This window comes from Empedobacter sp. UBA3239 (assembly GCF_002362875.1).
Taxonomy (GTDB): domain Bacteria; phylum Bacteroidota; class Bacteroidia; order Flavobacteriales; family Weeksellaceae; genus Empedobacter; species Empedobacter falsenii_B.
Map to the genome: position 1 here is coordinate 1 of NZ_DEVJ01000079.1, position 15966 is coordinate 15966.

The window sequence follows — 15966 nt, forward strand, 5'->3', positions numbered from 1 at the left end:
AACTTTTGTCCCTGATCCAACTTTACCAGCTCCTCCAAAGGCTAAATTATACGAGCCAACTTTTAACAACGAATACTTTATTTGGAAACTAGAAAAAGACAGTTTATTAGCTGCAGAATCTCCTTATGAAATAGTTTTACAAGTCAATGATTACTCAGCTTTTATGAGAATAAATAGTTACCCAGAAGAAACTGAATATAAATCAAAAGTATCTGATAAAAATGGTGATATTATCGCTAGAACAATATTAATGCAGGCTAATAATTATGACGTTGAAATAAAAAATAATATTCTCGAACTGAAAAATCGGAAAACGAATGAAGTTACAAAATTTAAAATTATAAAAAAGAGTGGAAAAATTATACAGTTACAAGGTCTTAACTCTAAATTAATCTTTACAAAAGACGACAAATACGAATATTACGCTCCGCCTTCTTTGTAACTATAAAAAAATCCGATAACAAACTTCCTTCATTTGACTTGTTCTGAATTGATTAATAGTTGATTTTTCATTTCTTCATTAATATTAAAGATTGTTTTGTAGACATAGGAATTCTCTAATAGTTCAAAAGGATTATATATTACGATTAAATCACTCTTATTATTTTGTTTTATTACTACGAATATTTCTAAAATATCATTTTGAATATCAATAGAACCTTTATTAATGATTGAAATTATATCGACTAAAGAAATACTTTTATCTATAAAACTCTCATCATAAGAACAGCTTTTAACATGATAGATTTCAACATATTTAGATAAATCATTCATATCACAACTTTCAGTTAAAAGATTAAACCAACTATTCATAAAAATCAATTCTTGTTCAAATAAATATAACAAAAAAATCCCTCAGTATTTGAACTGAGGGATTATCTTTTTAAAATCTTAATCTTATACCATTTTTGGTTGTAAAGGCTTTTTTACGGAAAAGAAACAAAGTAAGTCCTCCAATAAAAATAGCCGAATCTGCGATATTAAATACAGGCTGAAAGAACTTATAATGTTGTCCGCCTATAATTGGAATCCAAGAAGGCCAATCGAACTCCACAATTGGGAAATAAAGCATATCTACGACACAGCCTGTAAACCAACCAGAATAACCAGCAAAGTTTGCTTGTGCGACACCTTGATATCCTACCCAATCCTGAAACATTTCATTGTAAGTAGTTCCTTTATCGAAAATAACGCCATAAAAAATTCCATCAAGTACATTCCCTATTGCACCTGCCAAAACAAGCGCAATCGGAATGATAAAGAAGTTATTATTTAGTTTTTTCGACCATGCATTAATATAGTAGATAATCATTCCGATTAAAGCAATTCGTAAAAGTGATAAAACTATTTTTCCTGTTTCTCCTCCGAAATGCATTCCATATGCCATTCCAGGATTTTCTACAAATGCTATTTTAAACCAACCCAAAACATCTACGTCTTCACCTAAAAAAAAGTGTGTTTTTACGTAAAATTTTGAAATTTGATCAATGATTAAAACCAAAATGGTAATGAGTACTACTTTTTTCAAAATACTTGATTAACGTTGCATATTTTTAGCTTCGATGCTTAATGTTGCATGCGGAACTAATTTCAAACGATCTTTGTTAATTAATTTTCCTGTTACACGGCAAATACCGTATGTTTTGTTCGAAATACGTAACAATGCATTTTTCAAGTCGCGGATAAATTTATCTTGACGTGCTGCTAATTGTGCATTTTGTTCTTTCGACATGGTTTCAGAACCTTCCTCAAACGCTTTGAAAGTTGGTGACGTATCGTCAGTACCATTGTTACTATCGTTTGTGTAAGCTTCTTTCAATAATTCATAATCTTTTATAGCCTGATCTAATTTCTCTTGAATTATTGCTCTAAACTCTTCCAACTCTGCATCAGAGTACCTTACTTTTTCATCTGTTGTTGCCATACGCTTACAGTTTTGTAATCGCAATTTGCGTCATCAATCCATTAATTTCAACCTCTGCTCCATTTGCAACTTGGTCTTGTAAAACAAGATCTTCAGCTAATGTTTCAGAACAAATGTAATCTTTGTTTTGCTCGACTGCATTTACGATTGATTCATCATTTTTTAAGTTAAGTATAATTTTGTCGGTTACTTCTAGTCCGGTTTCTTTACGTATATTTTGAATTCTATTTACCAATTCACGTGCAACACCTTCATTAATTAATACTTCAGTTAATTTTAAATCAAGTGCTACTGTCAATGTAGAATTAGAAGCAACAGTCCATCCTGGGATGTCTTTTGTAGCGATTTCAAAATCTTCTAAATCTAAAGTTAATGTTTTGTTGTCAATTAACAAATCTATTTTACCTGATTGCTCTAATTTAACAATTTCTTCATTCGTCAATTCTGCTGTAGCAGCCGAAATAGCTTTCATTTCTTTACCATATTTTGGACCTAAAGTCTTGAAATTAGGTTTAATAGATTTCACTAAAAGATTTGAAGCTTCTTCGTTTGTTAAAAGTTGTATTTCTTTAACGTTAACTTCTTGTTTCAATAATTCTGATACAGCTTCCAAATTAGCTTTCATCGTATCATTCAACACAGGAATCATTACTTTTTGTAATGGCTGACGTACTTTGTTATCACTCAATTTACGAAGTGATAAAATCATACTTGTCGCCGTTTGTGCTAAATGCGTTTGTTCTTCTAATTCTGCTTTAATTAAAGATTCCTCTACAACTGGGAAATCAGCTAAATGAACAGATTCTGCTGTATTTTTACCTGTAGCTGCGTTCAAATCTTTGTACAAACGATCCATGAAGAATGGTGCGATTGGCGAACCTAAAATTGAAACCGTTTCTAAAACTTTGTACAATGTTTGGTAAGCTGCAATTTTATCTTTCGAATAATCACCTCTCCAGAAACGTCTTCTTGATAGACGAACGTGCCAGTTTGATAAATTATCTATCACAAATTCTTGAATTGCACGAGCTGCTTTTGTTGGTTCATAATCTGTTAAAAATGCATCAACTTTTTTCGTTAATGTATTCAATTCAGAAATAATCCATTGATCTAATTCAGCTCTTTCATTTACAGGAATTTCTTCTTCTTCAAATGTAAATCCGTCCACATTCGCGTATAATGCGAAGAATGAATAGGTATTATATAATGTTCCGAAGAATTTACGACGAACTTCGTCAACTCCAGCAATATCAAATTTTAAGTTTTCCCAAGGTTGCGCATTTGCAATCATGTACCAACGTGTTGCATCAGGACCATAAGTTGCCAATGTATCGAATGGATCGACAGCATTCCCCAAACGTTTTGACATTTTTTGACCATTTTTGTCTAATACCAATCCGTTTGACATTACATTTTTATATGCTTTCGAATCAAAAACTAATGTTCCGATTGCGTGTAATGTATAGAACCAACCACGTGTTTGATCGACACCTTCTGCAATAAAATCAGCTGGATACATTGTTCCATTATCAATCAATTCTTTATTTTCGAATGGATAGTGAACTTGCGCATAAGGCATTGCTCCAGAATCAAACCAAACGTCAATCAAATCCGCTTCGCGTTTCATTGGTTTTCCTGATTCAGAAACTAATGTAATTTCATCTACTACATTTTTGTGTAAGTCGATTAAATCATAGTTTTCTTCTGTCATATTTCCAACTTCGAAATTTTGGAAAGGATTAGAAGTCATTACGCCTGTCGCAATTGATTTTTCAATTTCAGCAACTAATTCTTCTACGGAACCAATTACTGTAACTTCATCCCCTTCTTCAGTTCTCCATATTGGCAATGGAATTCCCCAATAACGAGAACGAGATAAATTCCAATCATTGGCATTTTCTAACCAGTTTCCGAAACGTCCTTCTCCAGTCGCTTTAGGCTTCCAATTGATTTCTTTATTCAATTCAACCATACGGTCTTTCACATCCGTTACCTTGATAAACCAAGAATCTAATGGATAATATAAAATAGGTTTGTCTGTTCTCCAACAATGTGGGTAACTGTGTTTATATTTCTCTACTTTGAAGGCTTTGTTTTGCTCTTTTAATAAAATCGCGATTTCTACATCAACCGATTTTTCAGGAGCAGTTCCATCATCGTAATATTCATTTTTTACATATTTACCTCCATAACCTTCTGGTAAATCAGCCACAAAACGACCTTGTAAATCTACTAAAGGAACAGCATTTCCATGCGTATCTAATACCAACATTGGTGGAACACCAGCTTCTTTTGCAACACGCGCATCATCCGCACCAAAAGTAGGCGCAGTATGTACGATACCTGTACCATCTTCTGTTGTTACGAAATCTCCAGGAATTACTTGGAAAGCATTCTCTGCATTTTCGTAAGGCAACGCCCAAGGTAATAGTTGCTCATAACGAGTTCCAACAAAATCAGCACCTTTGTATTCTCCTACAATTCTATAAGGAATTGTCTTATTTCCTGCCGCATAAACTTTAAAATCTTCTTCTGTTTCTGCTAAGAAATATGGTTTACCGAATTGTTTAGCAACCAATGGTTTTCCTAAAATTACGCGAATTGGCTCGAATGTATATTGATTGAATGTTTCAACTACAACATAATCGATATCTGGACCAACTGTTAACGCTGTATTTGATGGCAACGTCCAAGGTGTTGTTGTCCAAGCTAAGAAATACACATCTCCATCAAAATCATTGAATAAATCTGTAGAATCTTTGTTTACTTTAAATTGAGCAACAATCGTTGTATCTGTAACATCTTGATAAGTTCCTGGTTGATTTAACTCGTGTGAAGATAAACCTGTACCAGCTTTAGGAGAATATGGTTGAATTGTATAACCTTTGTACAACAAATCTTTGTTATAAATTTGCTTCAACAACCACCAAACAGACTCCATATATTTTGGTTTATACGTGATATATGGATCTTCCATATCCACCCAATAACCCATTTTTTCAGTCAAATCATTCCACAAATCTGTGTAACGCATTACTGTACGTTTACACGCTTCGTTATATTCTTCAATTGAAATTTTAGTTCCAATATCTTCTTTGGTAATTCCTAATTCTTTCTCAGTTCCCAATTCTACTGGTAAACCATGCGTATCCCAACCCGCTTTACGAAAAACTTGTTTTCCTTTCAAGGTTTGGTAACGACAAAATATATCTTTGATAGAACGTGCTAAAACGTGGTGAATCCCTGGCTTTCCGTTTGCAGAAGGAGGACCTTCATAGAACACAAAAGATGGATTTCCATCACGCGTAGAAATACTTTTTTCGAAAACATTATTTTGTTTCCATTCTTCTAACGTTTCTTTTGAGACTTGTACCAAGTCTAAGTGCTTATATTCTCTAAACTTTTTTGCCATCGAATTCTTTCTTATTTCTTCTAAATCAAGGAGTGCGAATATAAGAAATTTTTACATATTTTTATTGTTATAGAAACGAAAATCATATTAATAATTGCTTAAATTTATACCAATATTATAGATTTAACAATTCTTGAATAAAAATCAGATGATTTCAGATTTAATTCAGGATTAAACAAATAATTAACAACAATTTTTAAAGATATTTTTTCGATGAAAAAAGGCTTCAAATATTACTCAATTCTATTTCTAATTTTGCTTTTTGCAAGTTGTTCCAAAAACAAAGATTATACGGTTTTGATTCCTACAGATGTAGATTTTGTTGCGTTGATAAATCCAAAATCAATTGCAGAAAAAGGTAATTTTCAGAAATTAGAACAATATAAAATTTATCAATTAGCCGAAGGCGAACTTAAAAATCAAGATCCAACTTTTGATCAATTATTAAATGATATCAAAAACAATCCGACTTCAGCAGGCATAGATATTATCAGCCCTATTTACATTTTTGGACAAAAAATTAATGAAAAAAATATGGTTGCGTTGATTACAAATATGCGTGACAAAGATCAATTTGAAAAGCATTTATCAACCATTTACAAAGGTTTATACAAAAAAGATATTTCGTTTGAAAAGAAAGATGGTTTTACAACAATTTCTGGATTCAATAAACCGTTTATGGCTTGGAACAAATCTCAATTTTTATTGATTGTTTCTGAATTTGGTGTTGGAGAAAAAGCGATTCAAGATTATTTCGCGAAAATTATCAACGACAAACATTCACTTGCGAAAGAAAATAACAGCTTTGGAGATTTTGTTAAAAACTCGCAGGATATCAACATTTGGTACACTGGAAATTTCTTGAAAAACTTCTCGAAACGTGAAAGTTCTGAAAAGAAAAACCTTGATTTCACAAAAAGTTCTTGGGTCAATTTTATTTCATTTACTTCGGACGGAATTAGTTTTACACAGAAATTTCATCCAGATGCGATTACAAAAGTTGAATTACAAAAACATCCGATGTGGAAATCAAAAATCAATACTGATTTTTTCAAGTATTTTCCTGCGCAAAGTTACATGAACATTGGACTTGGAATTTATCCTGCCAACACGCGTTATGTGTTCGAAAATCAGAATTTCTTGACTACTTTTTTAGAACAATATGAAATTGATTTGAACAAATTAGAACAAAGTTTTGAAGGCGAAGCTTTGTTTAGTGTATATGATTTTGAGATCGGAAAAGCATTTAATCCAAATGACTTTTTTGGGAAGAAAGAAGCTTTTATCAAGCAAGTTGTTTATCCTCAATTTGTTTTGGGAGGAAAAATGAAAAACGATCTTTTCTTCAACGAATTTATTAAATCTCATCAAGAAAATATTCAGAAAATTGGACCTTATTACATGTTACCAATTTCGACAAATATGAAGATTTATATGACATACAAAAACAATTTGATGTACATCACAAATAATCAATCGATTATGAATCAATATTTGAACAAAATGGTAAGTTCTTCAAATTTTGTCACAACAGGATACGCTACAAACGCTTCAAATCCAATGTTTGGTTACGTGAATCTAAATTTTGATCAATATCCAAAAGAAGTTCAAAAATATATTTATCAACAAATTCCGTTCGGAAACACGAAAGAAATGCAAACGGTTTTATCTTATTTTGATCACATCGATTACCGCGTTTCGAATGAATACACAAAAACAGGAAAAATACATATGAAAAAGACGGATAAAAATAGTTTGGAAGTGATTTTCTTACTTTTGGACCAAGCTTATTCACTATTTTTCAATCAAGCTGCACAACAAAATGGAAATTAAAATCAGTCAACTTGTTCCGCATCCTTTGAAAGAATTTGGGTTCGAACAATCTGAAATTTGGAAAAATACATACACTTTTTCAAGCGGAAATATTTATCAAATCGTTGCACATTCTGGTGTTGGAAAATCGACGTTGATTAATATTTTGTACGGTGATAGAAAAGATTATGACGGAGAAGTTTTGTTTGATGGACAAAATATTAAGAATTATTCTTTGAATGATTGGACAAAAATTAGACGCGAAAAAATTGCGTATGTTTTTCAAGGTTTGCATTTGTTTGAAGAATTAACTTTGATGGAAAATATCCAATTAAAAAATGTATTAACACAACATCAATCTGAAAATCAAATTATTGAATGGATTGAAAAAGTTGGTTTAAAAAGTCATTTACATCAAAAAGCGATTCATCTTTCTTATGGTCAACGTCAACGAATTGCGGTGATTCGCGCACTTTGTCAACCATTTGATTTTCTACTTTTGGACGAACCTTTTAGCCATTTAGATGAAATGAATCAACAACTTCTGATTGATTTGGTTACCAAAGAAGCTGCAAAAAATAACGCTGGAATCATCTTTACAAGCTTACACGAAATTCACGATATACGCCTTGCAAATGTCATTCAACTCTAAAACTTTAATCGAAAAATTAGTTCGTAAAAACCTAAGTTTTTTACGAATTACAACCTTTTGTTTTTTCTCAATTATTGGATTTTTCATCTTGATTTTGGCTGGAACAATTTATTTGGATTATGCGAAAAATTTTGGAGAAGATAGTTCTGTTTGGAAAGCAAATTATGTGGTTTTGAATAAAAAAATATCGTCTTTACAAACGTTGACTGGAGAAAAACCAAGTTTTAGTGAAAATGAAATTAACGATTTGAAATCGCAAAATTTTGTTGAGAAAGTCGGAACATTCAAAAGCAGTCAATTCCCTGTAAAATTACAAGTTGGTGGAGTTGCTGGAATTCGTGGTTTTTCGACTGATTTATTTTTCGAATCTGTTCCAGAAGATTTTATTGATGTAAAAGAATCAGATTGGAAATGGCAAGAAGGAGAAGATTTTATCCCGATTATTATTCCGAAAAGTTATTTGAATTTGTACAATTTTGGTTTTGCAACAAGTCAAGGTTTACCACAAGTTTCGGAAGGATTATTTACTAAAATTCCTTTTCAATTGGTTTTAGGAAAAGGAGAAAATCAGAAAGTATATCAAGCAAGAATTGTCGATTTTACAACAAAAATTAATACGATTTTAGTTCCTGAAAACTTTTTGGAATGGGCAAATCATACGTATGCGCCTCAAAAAAATACAGAACCTTCACGAATTGTTGTTGAAACAAAATCTCGAGGTGATGAAAATGCTTCGACTTATTTTGAGCAACAAAATTATGATATCAACAAAGATGAATTGAAAAATAATGAATTGACATATTATCTAAAATTAGCTTTTTCGTTGGTTTTATTTATTGGTTTAATCATTGTTTTTGCAGCTATTTGGTTGATGATTATCAATTTTCAATTGATGATTGAAAAGAATAAACAAAAAACGAAAGATTTATTTTTGATAGGTTACAACATCAATCAATTGGCTCGTCCATATCTTAAATTTTCGATTATTTTTATGTTAATCAGTTATATTATTTCGATTCCATTGGTTTATTGCGTCTTGAATATCATCAAAGAAAAAGTCGGAAAATTTATGGCAACAGAAACTTCTCACATTTGGGAAGTGTTCAGTTTTGGATTAATCGTCGTGATCATTTTATTCATCATTAATAAAATAATTTTGACACAATCCATCAAAAAAATTGCTTTGAAAGATTAATACTAAATTTTATAAAAACACAAAAAAGGATTCTGAAAATTTTCAGAATCCTTTTGTTTATGCTTAATATTCTCGATTAGAACGAATATCCAACTCCTATAGAAAACGAATGATTTTTTACATCTCCAACTTCTACATTGTTATTGTTTTTATTATCTCCTATTTTAGTTAATCCCATATAATATCTCGCTCCAACATTGATATTGTCTGTTACATTATATCCCAAACCGAAGTTAACACCAAAGTCAAAGTTTTTTACATCATCTTTTACATCAAACTTTTGTTCTGTTGTGTAAACGGTATTATTCGCATATGTACTTGTAGATTGTTTGTTGCTCGCATACAGATTAAATCCAAATTGTGGACCAGCCTCTATATTAAAACGAGATGCAGCAGGATAGTATTTGAACATGATTGGAACTTGAATATAATCTAAAGTCGTTTTGTTTTTACTTTTTACAGTTGTATTTCCTACTTCCATTACTTCGTCTTTGTACTTCCCTCCCATTCTTGTAAAATTTACCTCTGGTTGAACGGCAAATTGATCAGTAATTGGAAAGTGTCCATAAAGACCTGCGCTAAAACCTACTTTATAATCATTATCATTTACATCTTTTCCATTGAAAGAAGACATATTTACACTGGATTTAATACCAAATTGTGGCGATGTTGTTTTTTCTTGTGCGCTCAAACTTACAACTCCTAACATTGCAGCAGCAATAAAAAATATTTTTTTCATCTTTTAAATTTTATAGTTCTAATTATGATGTATGCATAATTTCAAGTCTTGTGCCAAATAATGTTAAAAAGGAGTACTACAAATATTAATTAACTCATATTAAATATATTAATCATTTAATTTTAACATTCATAAAAGCATATTAATAAAAAAAAGCTACATCTTTCGATATAGCTTTTATAAAATATGTTATTTTCTATTTAGAATTTGTAAGCAAAACCTAAAGATACTGCATCAACATTTGTATTATCAAAGTCATCATTATCTATAGAAATTCCTTTATATCCAGCATAAACATCAAAATTAGCTCCTGAATATCCGAATTTTGGTTGCCAGAATAATCCACCATCGATATAATCTTTAGTAGAAAATGCATAACCTAAATCAGCTCCGATAAATAAATTATTTCCAAACTCGTATTTAGCTGTCGCTGCTAATGGAATAAATCCGAAATCTTCTCCTTCATATGTCTCACCTAAAAATTTATAATCTTTGGCAATAAAGTGATCATATCCTACTTTAGCACCTAATTTGAAATTATTAGAAAGTGGATGTAAATAAGCCAAATCTACACCAACATTAAATGAAGAAACATCCGACGCGCTACCTACTGGAATACCTACGTGAACTGTACCTTCTACTCCTGACGTTTGTGCTGAAACTCCTACCATACCTGCTACTGCGAAAGCAGCTGTTAATAATACTTTTTTCATTTTTATAATGTTTTAAAATATTTACAATTTTGTTAAACTTATTTGCATAATTTCAATTTATGTGCCAAAGTTAAAAACTAGATAATGATAAAAAATACTAAAATTAACAATAACCTAATATTCAGAACTTTATTTCACAAAAAAAGCTCCAAAATAATTTTTGGAGCTTTTCTGTGTTTATTGATTTGACTTATTGTCCGACCATTTTGTATAAAATATTCTGTTGTTGTTTCGCATAATTGGTATCAATTTCTGCAGCTACACCAATCATTTCGTCTAAATAATTAAACTGATTCATGATTTTTGCTTGATCAGCTGCGTCAACTTTTCCATCTGCCACAACTTCTTTATATAAGGTTTCGAATTTCTTCAATACAGGATTATAAGCAGATTCGAAAACTTTCAATGCTTTTTCTTTATCACCTCTTTCACCTAAAGCGGAAGCTTCGTTGTAGATTGACATCATCAAATCATTCTTAGCCGCGGCTAAATCTGAACCAATTGAATATCCTTTCCCTGAAGGCAACGACTCAAAGAAAGCTATTTTCGCATTTGCTTCTTTACGAACATGTGCAAACAATTCTTGTGCTTTTTTATCCTCTCCAGCTTTCAAATAAATTCCGGCAATTCTACTTACTCCATAACCAATGTCGTATTTCGCTAAAGCAGGAATTTCTAACATCACTTTGTCCAAAACTGCAATCGCTTCTTTTTTGCGTCCAGCATTCAATAAATCATCTGCCAAACGAACCGCAGTATTTCTATAAGAAGATGTGTAGTTACGTTCTGTCAAACTAAATGACGCATCAGGATTATTGTATCCAGACCATTTGTAAGAATTGAATGTTCTTAACAACATATCATTATCAGAAGCTCCAATAATTCCTCCTTTACCAAAAGGGGTATAAATCGGAACTAATTTATAACTCATTCCAGCATTCAATAAATAATCATTCATGTAGAATGTATTTTCTGGATCAGAAATTCCTCCACCACTAAAGTAAATAGGACGATCCCAATTGTATTTCGCCATCATTGACAACAACAATAAATTGTTTTTGAACAAACTTGACGCTTTGATATTAATTGTGATTGAATCAACCATTTTATCGGCATCTTTTGCACTTACAATTCCATATTTTAGCGCGTTTGCTTTATTTACAGGAACTACAATTTTAGAAACAGGTAAATAATTTGCTCCACCAATTGGATAACCAAAATAATCTGCTAAAGCTTGTTTCTCTGGTGATTTATTATCTAAAATAAAATCCATCGCTTCTTTAGCAGTCATACTATCTGTTGTGATATATTTTTGCAAAGGTTTTAAACTTTTATAAACTGATATCACTTGGTTTGGATCAATTTCAGGATCAGATAAATATTGAGCAACTTGCTCGATTGGCATTTGACTTAACGTTTCTAATGTTTGATTAGATCCTGGTTTGATGAAACCATTTATTTGATCAAAAATATTTTTAATTGAACCTCCAACCACAAAAATTTGATCGTTAGTTCCAGATTGATAATCTTTCGGTTTCAAATCACTTGGAAGTGGTGCTGCATTGTACGTTCTGCGTAATAATTGCTCTAAATTCCATGGAGAAGCAGCCAACGTTAAATTCGCAATTTTTACATCATCACGGAAATTTTCGGTTTCTTGTAATCCCCAAAGTGGATAAGTATCATTGTCACCATACACGAAAAGAATGGCGTTTTTATCGAGCGGATTCAGATAATTGTAAGCCAAAGAATAAGCTACAGAACGCTCTGAACGATCGTGATCATCCCAGTTTTGAGCTCCCATTAAAATTGGAATACCAGCTAAAATAACAGTCGTTCCAATTGCTAAAGATGGTTTCAATTCTTGCTTCATCAATTTCTGAAGTAATAAATAAACTCCTTGTACACCCAATCCTGCCCAAATCGCAAATGCATAGAAACAACTTACTAATGCATAATCACGTTCACGAGGTTCGAAAGGTTTTACAGATGTGTAAAAGATGATTCCGACACTTGTTAAAATAAACAATGACAACAATGACCACCAGTTGACAAAATTTCTGTTTAATTGTGTAAATAATCCGATTAAACCTAAGAATAATGGTAACATGAAATACACATTTGTTCCATCATTTCTATATTCATCTGGTAATTTTGATTGATCTCCTAAACGTGGATTATCAATAAATGGAATTCCTGAAATCCAGTTACCTTTTGTAATCTCGAAATTACCTTCTAAATCGTTTTGACGACCAGAGAAATTCCACATAAAGTAACGGATAAACATATAGTTGATTTGGTAATCAATAAAGTAATTAAATTGTTCACCAAATGTAGGTGGTTCGATATCTAAAATCTCACCATATTTCTTAAGTTCTGCAACTTTTAATTGTCTGTTTTGACGTTTCTCTACTAATTGCGCGTACATTTGTTGCGCTTCTTTATCCCCCGCATATTGTGCATTCAAAGAGAATTTTGGAAAAGCATAAACTGCTGCATAATTCTCCATTACACCTGGGTCAGGACTGAACATTTTAGGGAAAAACTTCACATATTTATCTTCGTATGTATAATCTAAACGATCCGAAACTTTCAAATATTTTCCTGTACGTTTATCCTTAATATATTCAGAACTACGAACTGTACTTTCTGGCGCTCCATTAGTATCACGCTTGATTCCGTCACTTGCAATATGAGCCGTAAAAACTGGTCCGTACATCACAGGCCAAGAACCATATTGTTCACGATTAAAATAATCTAAAACACCCAAAGCTGTATCAGGATCATTCAAATTCATGTGAGGATTTGCGTTTGCACGAATCGGAATAACTAACCAACATGAGAAACCAATCAACATAAAAATCACACACCACGAAATTGTATTCAATAATGCTGAACCATATTTCTGTGTTAATTTAATCGCAAAATAGAAGACTGCGATTAAAATAATAGCGGCGATAATTGTCCCAGAATTGAAAGGCATTCCCAAATTATTGACTACATAAATCTCTGTTCTACCAAAGAAAGTCATTACAACTGGGAAAATTATTTTGAATACAAAAGCTAAAATAATCAATGTAATAACATTTGCGATTAAGAAACTTTTGATTGTAAATCTATATTTTCGAGCATAGTATACAAAACAAACTGCTGGAATTGCTAACATTGCCATTAAGTGAACACCAACCGATAAACCAATCACCAACGAAATAATTACCAACCATTTGTTTCCTCTAGGTGTATCTGCTACTTGATCCCATCTTGTAATCAGCCAAAATAATAGCGCAGTAAAGAAAGATGCCATTGCATAAACTTCTCCTTCTACCGCAGAAAACCAGAATGTGTCGCTAAACATAAAAATTGCAGCTCCAACTAATCCACTTCCTAATGTTATAATTTTTTGAGAAGCATTTAGTTCAATCGCATCGACATTCATTGGATCTTGCGTTTTTGCAAACATTTTTCGAGCAAAATATGTAATTGTCCAAAACAAAAACATAATTGTTCCTGCACTATACAAGGCAGATGTACTGTTGATTAATATGGCGTATTTGCTTCCGTCACCAAAAGCTAAACCAGACCAAACTGCTCCCATTATTTGGAACAAAGCTGCTCCTGGTGCATGCGTTATTCCCAATTTTGCTGATGATACAATGTACTCACCACAATCCCACAAACTCAGGTAACGTTCCATCGATGCCAAATACAATATTGTCGCTATCAAGAACATCGCAACACCCAAGATGTTGTTCCACTTTTTGAAATTTATATCCATTTTGTTTTAATAAACTATCTTGCGAAAATAAGATAAAAAATTGATATAGCTTAGGATTGAAATGATTAAATTCTGATTAGAATCTCATCTAAACAATATAGATTTATCGAATATTTTAAAATTAATTTTAAAGTTTCTAATCGATTCATTTACATATTAACAAAACATCAAATCCTTCAAAATAAAGATACATTTTCTCAAATAGTTTTGATTCTAAACTTTTTTCATCTAAATTTGCAATGCAAAAAGCAATGCCTTTAACAGACAAAATTCTACAAACGGGCTTCACTTTTGACGATGTGTTATTAGTGCCTGCCTACTCAGAGATATTACCGAACCAAGTATCTCTACAAACAAGATTCACAGACAATATCACCCTTAACATTCCGATAGTTTCTGCTGCGATGGATACTGTATCCGAAGCAAGATTAGCGATTGCATTAGCTCGTGAAGGAGGTTTATCTTTCGTTCACAAAAATATGTCGATCGAAGAACAAGCGAATGAAATTGATATGGTAAAACGTTCAGAAAACGGAATGATTTCTGATCCAATTACTTTATCTCGTCATCACAAGTTGCAAGATGCAGTAAACTTAATGGAGAAATACAAAATCTCTGGTTTACCAGTTGTTGAAGAAGATAGAACATTGGTTGGAATTATTACAAATCGTGATATTCGTTACCAAGAAAACTTCGATCAATTGGTAGAAGACGTGATGACAAAAGAAAATATCGTAACTTCTGATATTGATACTGACCTTAAGAAAGCAAAAGAAATTCTTTCTCGTTACCGCATCGAAAAATTACCAATCGTTGACGAAAACAATAAATTAATCGGATTAATTACGATAAAAGATATTGACAATTTAACTGAATTCCCTAATGCATGTAAAGATACAAAAGGTCGTTTACGTGTTGGTGCAGGAGTTGGAGTTGGTGCTGATACATTAGAACGCGTTCAAGCTTTAGTAAACAAAGGTGTTGATATCGTAGCGTTAGATTCAGCTCACGGACATTCTGCTGGAGTTATTAGTAAAGTTGCTGAAGTTAGAAATGCTTTCCCTGAATTAGATATCGTGGGTGGAAATATTGTAACTGCTGAAGCAGCAAAAGCTTTGATTGATGCTGGAGCAAATGCTTTAAAAGTTGGTGTTGGACCAGGTTCTATCTGTACAACTCGTGTTGTAGCTGGTGTTGGTGTACCTCAACTTTCTGCTATTCATGATGTACATTCTTATGCAAAAACAAGAAACGTTTCAATTATTGGAGATGGTGGTATCAAATTATCAGGAGATATTGTAAAAGCAGTTGCTGCTGGTGCAAACTTGGTCATGTTAGGAAGTTTATTTGCAGGAACAGATGAAGCGCCAGGAGAAGAAATTATTTTCCAAGGTCGGAAATTCAAAGCATATCAAGGAATGGGTTCTTTAGCTGCAATGAAACGCGGTTCTAAAGATCGTTATTTCCAAGCTGATGCGAAAAAATTAGTTCCAGAAGGAATTGAAGGTCGTGTTCCTCACAAAGGTTCTATTGCAGAAGTTGTTTACCAATTATGCGGTGGATTACGTGCTGGAATGGGTTACTGCGGAACTCCAACAATTCAAGATTTAATTGATAACGGTAAATTCGTTAAAATTACAGGTGCTGGTTTACACGAATCTCATCCACATGATGTAGTTATAACGAAAGAAGCTCCTAATTATTCGAATTAAGAGATTTATCCATATATCAAAAACAAAATAGC

12 protein-coding genes are annotated in these 15966 nt (G+C 32.2%); 5 read left to right on the forward strand and 7 right to left on the reverse strand.

Translation table 11 applies throughout. The features are described from left to right. Positions 1 to 442: hypothetical protein (locus tag B4G36_RS11940; RefSeq protein ID WP_291064159.1), on the forward strand; the 442-nt coding region annotated here is incomplete at its 5' end. A gap of 29 nt (positions 443 to 471) precedes the next feature. On the opposite strand, the gene B4G36_RS11945 is transcribed toward B4G36_RS11940, so the two are convergent. The 4 genes from B4G36_RS11945 to ileS form a co-directional block, all read right to left on the reverse strand. Next, positions 472 to 813, reverse strand: coding sequence for a hypothetical protein (locus tag B4G36_RS11945; RefSeq protein WP_291064160.1), 342 nt, complete (start codon positions 811 to 813; stop codon positions 472 to 474). Between the two features lie 70 nt (positions 814 to 883). Then, positions 884 to 1528, reverse strand: a complete 645-nt coding sequence (locus tag B4G36_RS11950) for a lipoprotein signal peptidase (RefSeq protein ID WP_291064161.1) — start codon at positions 1526 to 1528, stop codon at positions 884 to 886. Between the two features lie 9 nt (positions 1529 to 1537). Beyond that, positions 1538 to 1924: a TraR/DksA family transcriptional regulator gene (locus B4G36_RS11955; protein ID WP_115001530.1), complete on the reverse strand. Its 387-nt coding sequence runs from the start codon at positions 1922 to 1924 to the stop codon at positions 1538 to 1540. 4 nt (positions 1925 to 1928) lie between these two features. After that, a complete protein-coding gene (gene ileS, locus B4G36_RS11960) occupies positions 1929 to 5336 on the reverse strand; it encodes an isoleucine--tRNA ligase (RefSeq protein WP_291064162.1) in 3408 nt (1135 codons plus the stop codon). Positions 5337 to 5549: 213 nt separating this feature from the next. On the opposite strand from ileS, the gene B4G36_RS11965 reads away from it, so the two are divergent. The 3 genes from B4G36_RS11965 to B4G36_RS11975 are packed head-to-tail and all read left to right on the forward strand — an operon-like array spanning position 5550 to position 8995. Then, on the forward strand, positions 5550 to 7169 hold the full coding sequence (locus B4G36_RS11965) for a DUF4836 family protein (RefSeq protein ID WP_291064163.1): 1620 nt from the start codon (positions 5550 to 5552) through the stop codon (positions 7167 to 7169). Further along, entirely contained in the window at positions 7159 to 7800 is a 642-nt protein-coding gene (locus tag B4G36_RS11970) for an ATP-binding cassette domain-containing protein (RefSeq protein ID WP_291064164.1), read from the forward strand. Before B4G36_RS11965 ends, B4G36_RS11970 begins: the two co-directional genes overlap by 11 nt. Then, complete coding sequence (locus B4G36_RS11975) at positions 7784 to 8995, forward strand: ABC transporter permease (protein WP_291064165.1); 1212 nt, start codon at positions 7784 to 7786, stop codon at positions 8993 to 8995. Before B4G36_RS11970 ends, B4G36_RS11975 begins: the two co-directional genes overlap by 17 nt. Positions 8996 to 9071: 76 nt before the next feature. Here B4G36_RS11975 and B4G36_RS11980 read toward each other — a convergent pair whose 3' ends face one another. The 3 genes from B4G36_RS11980 to B4G36_RS11990 all read right to left on the reverse strand — a co-directional run bounded on the left by B4G36_RS11980 (position 9072) and on the right by B4G36_RS11990 (position 14222). Then, positions 9072 to 9734: a porin family protein gene (locus tag B4G36_RS11980; protein WP_291064166.1), complete on the reverse strand. Its 663-nt coding sequence runs from the start codon at positions 9732 to 9734 to the stop codon at positions 9072 to 9074. 200 nt (positions 9735 to 9934) lie between these two features. Next, on the reverse strand, positions 9935 to 10447 hold the full coding sequence (locus B4G36_RS11985) for a hypothetical protein (RefSeq protein WP_188319086.1): 513 nt from the start codon (positions 10445 to 10447) through the stop codon (positions 9935 to 9937). Between the two features lie 190 nt (positions 10448 to 10637). Next, positions 10638 to 14222 carry a DUF2723 domain-containing protein gene (locus B4G36_RS11990; RefSeq protein WP_291064167.1) on the reverse strand — a complete coding sequence of 1195 codons (3585 nt, stop codon included), beginning with the start codon at positions 14220 to 14222 and terminating at the stop codon, positions 10638 to 10640. A 251-nt stretch (positions 14223 to 14473) separates the two neighbouring features. On the opposite strand from B4G36_RS11990, the gene guaB reads away from it, so the two are divergent. Then, positions 14474 to 15934, forward strand: coding sequence for an IMP dehydrogenase (gene guaB, locus B4G36_RS11995; RefSeq protein WP_291064171.1), 1461 nt, complete (start codon positions 14474 to 14476; stop codon positions 15932 to 15934). The last annotated feature ends 32 nt before the right edge of the window (positions 15935 to 15966 follow it).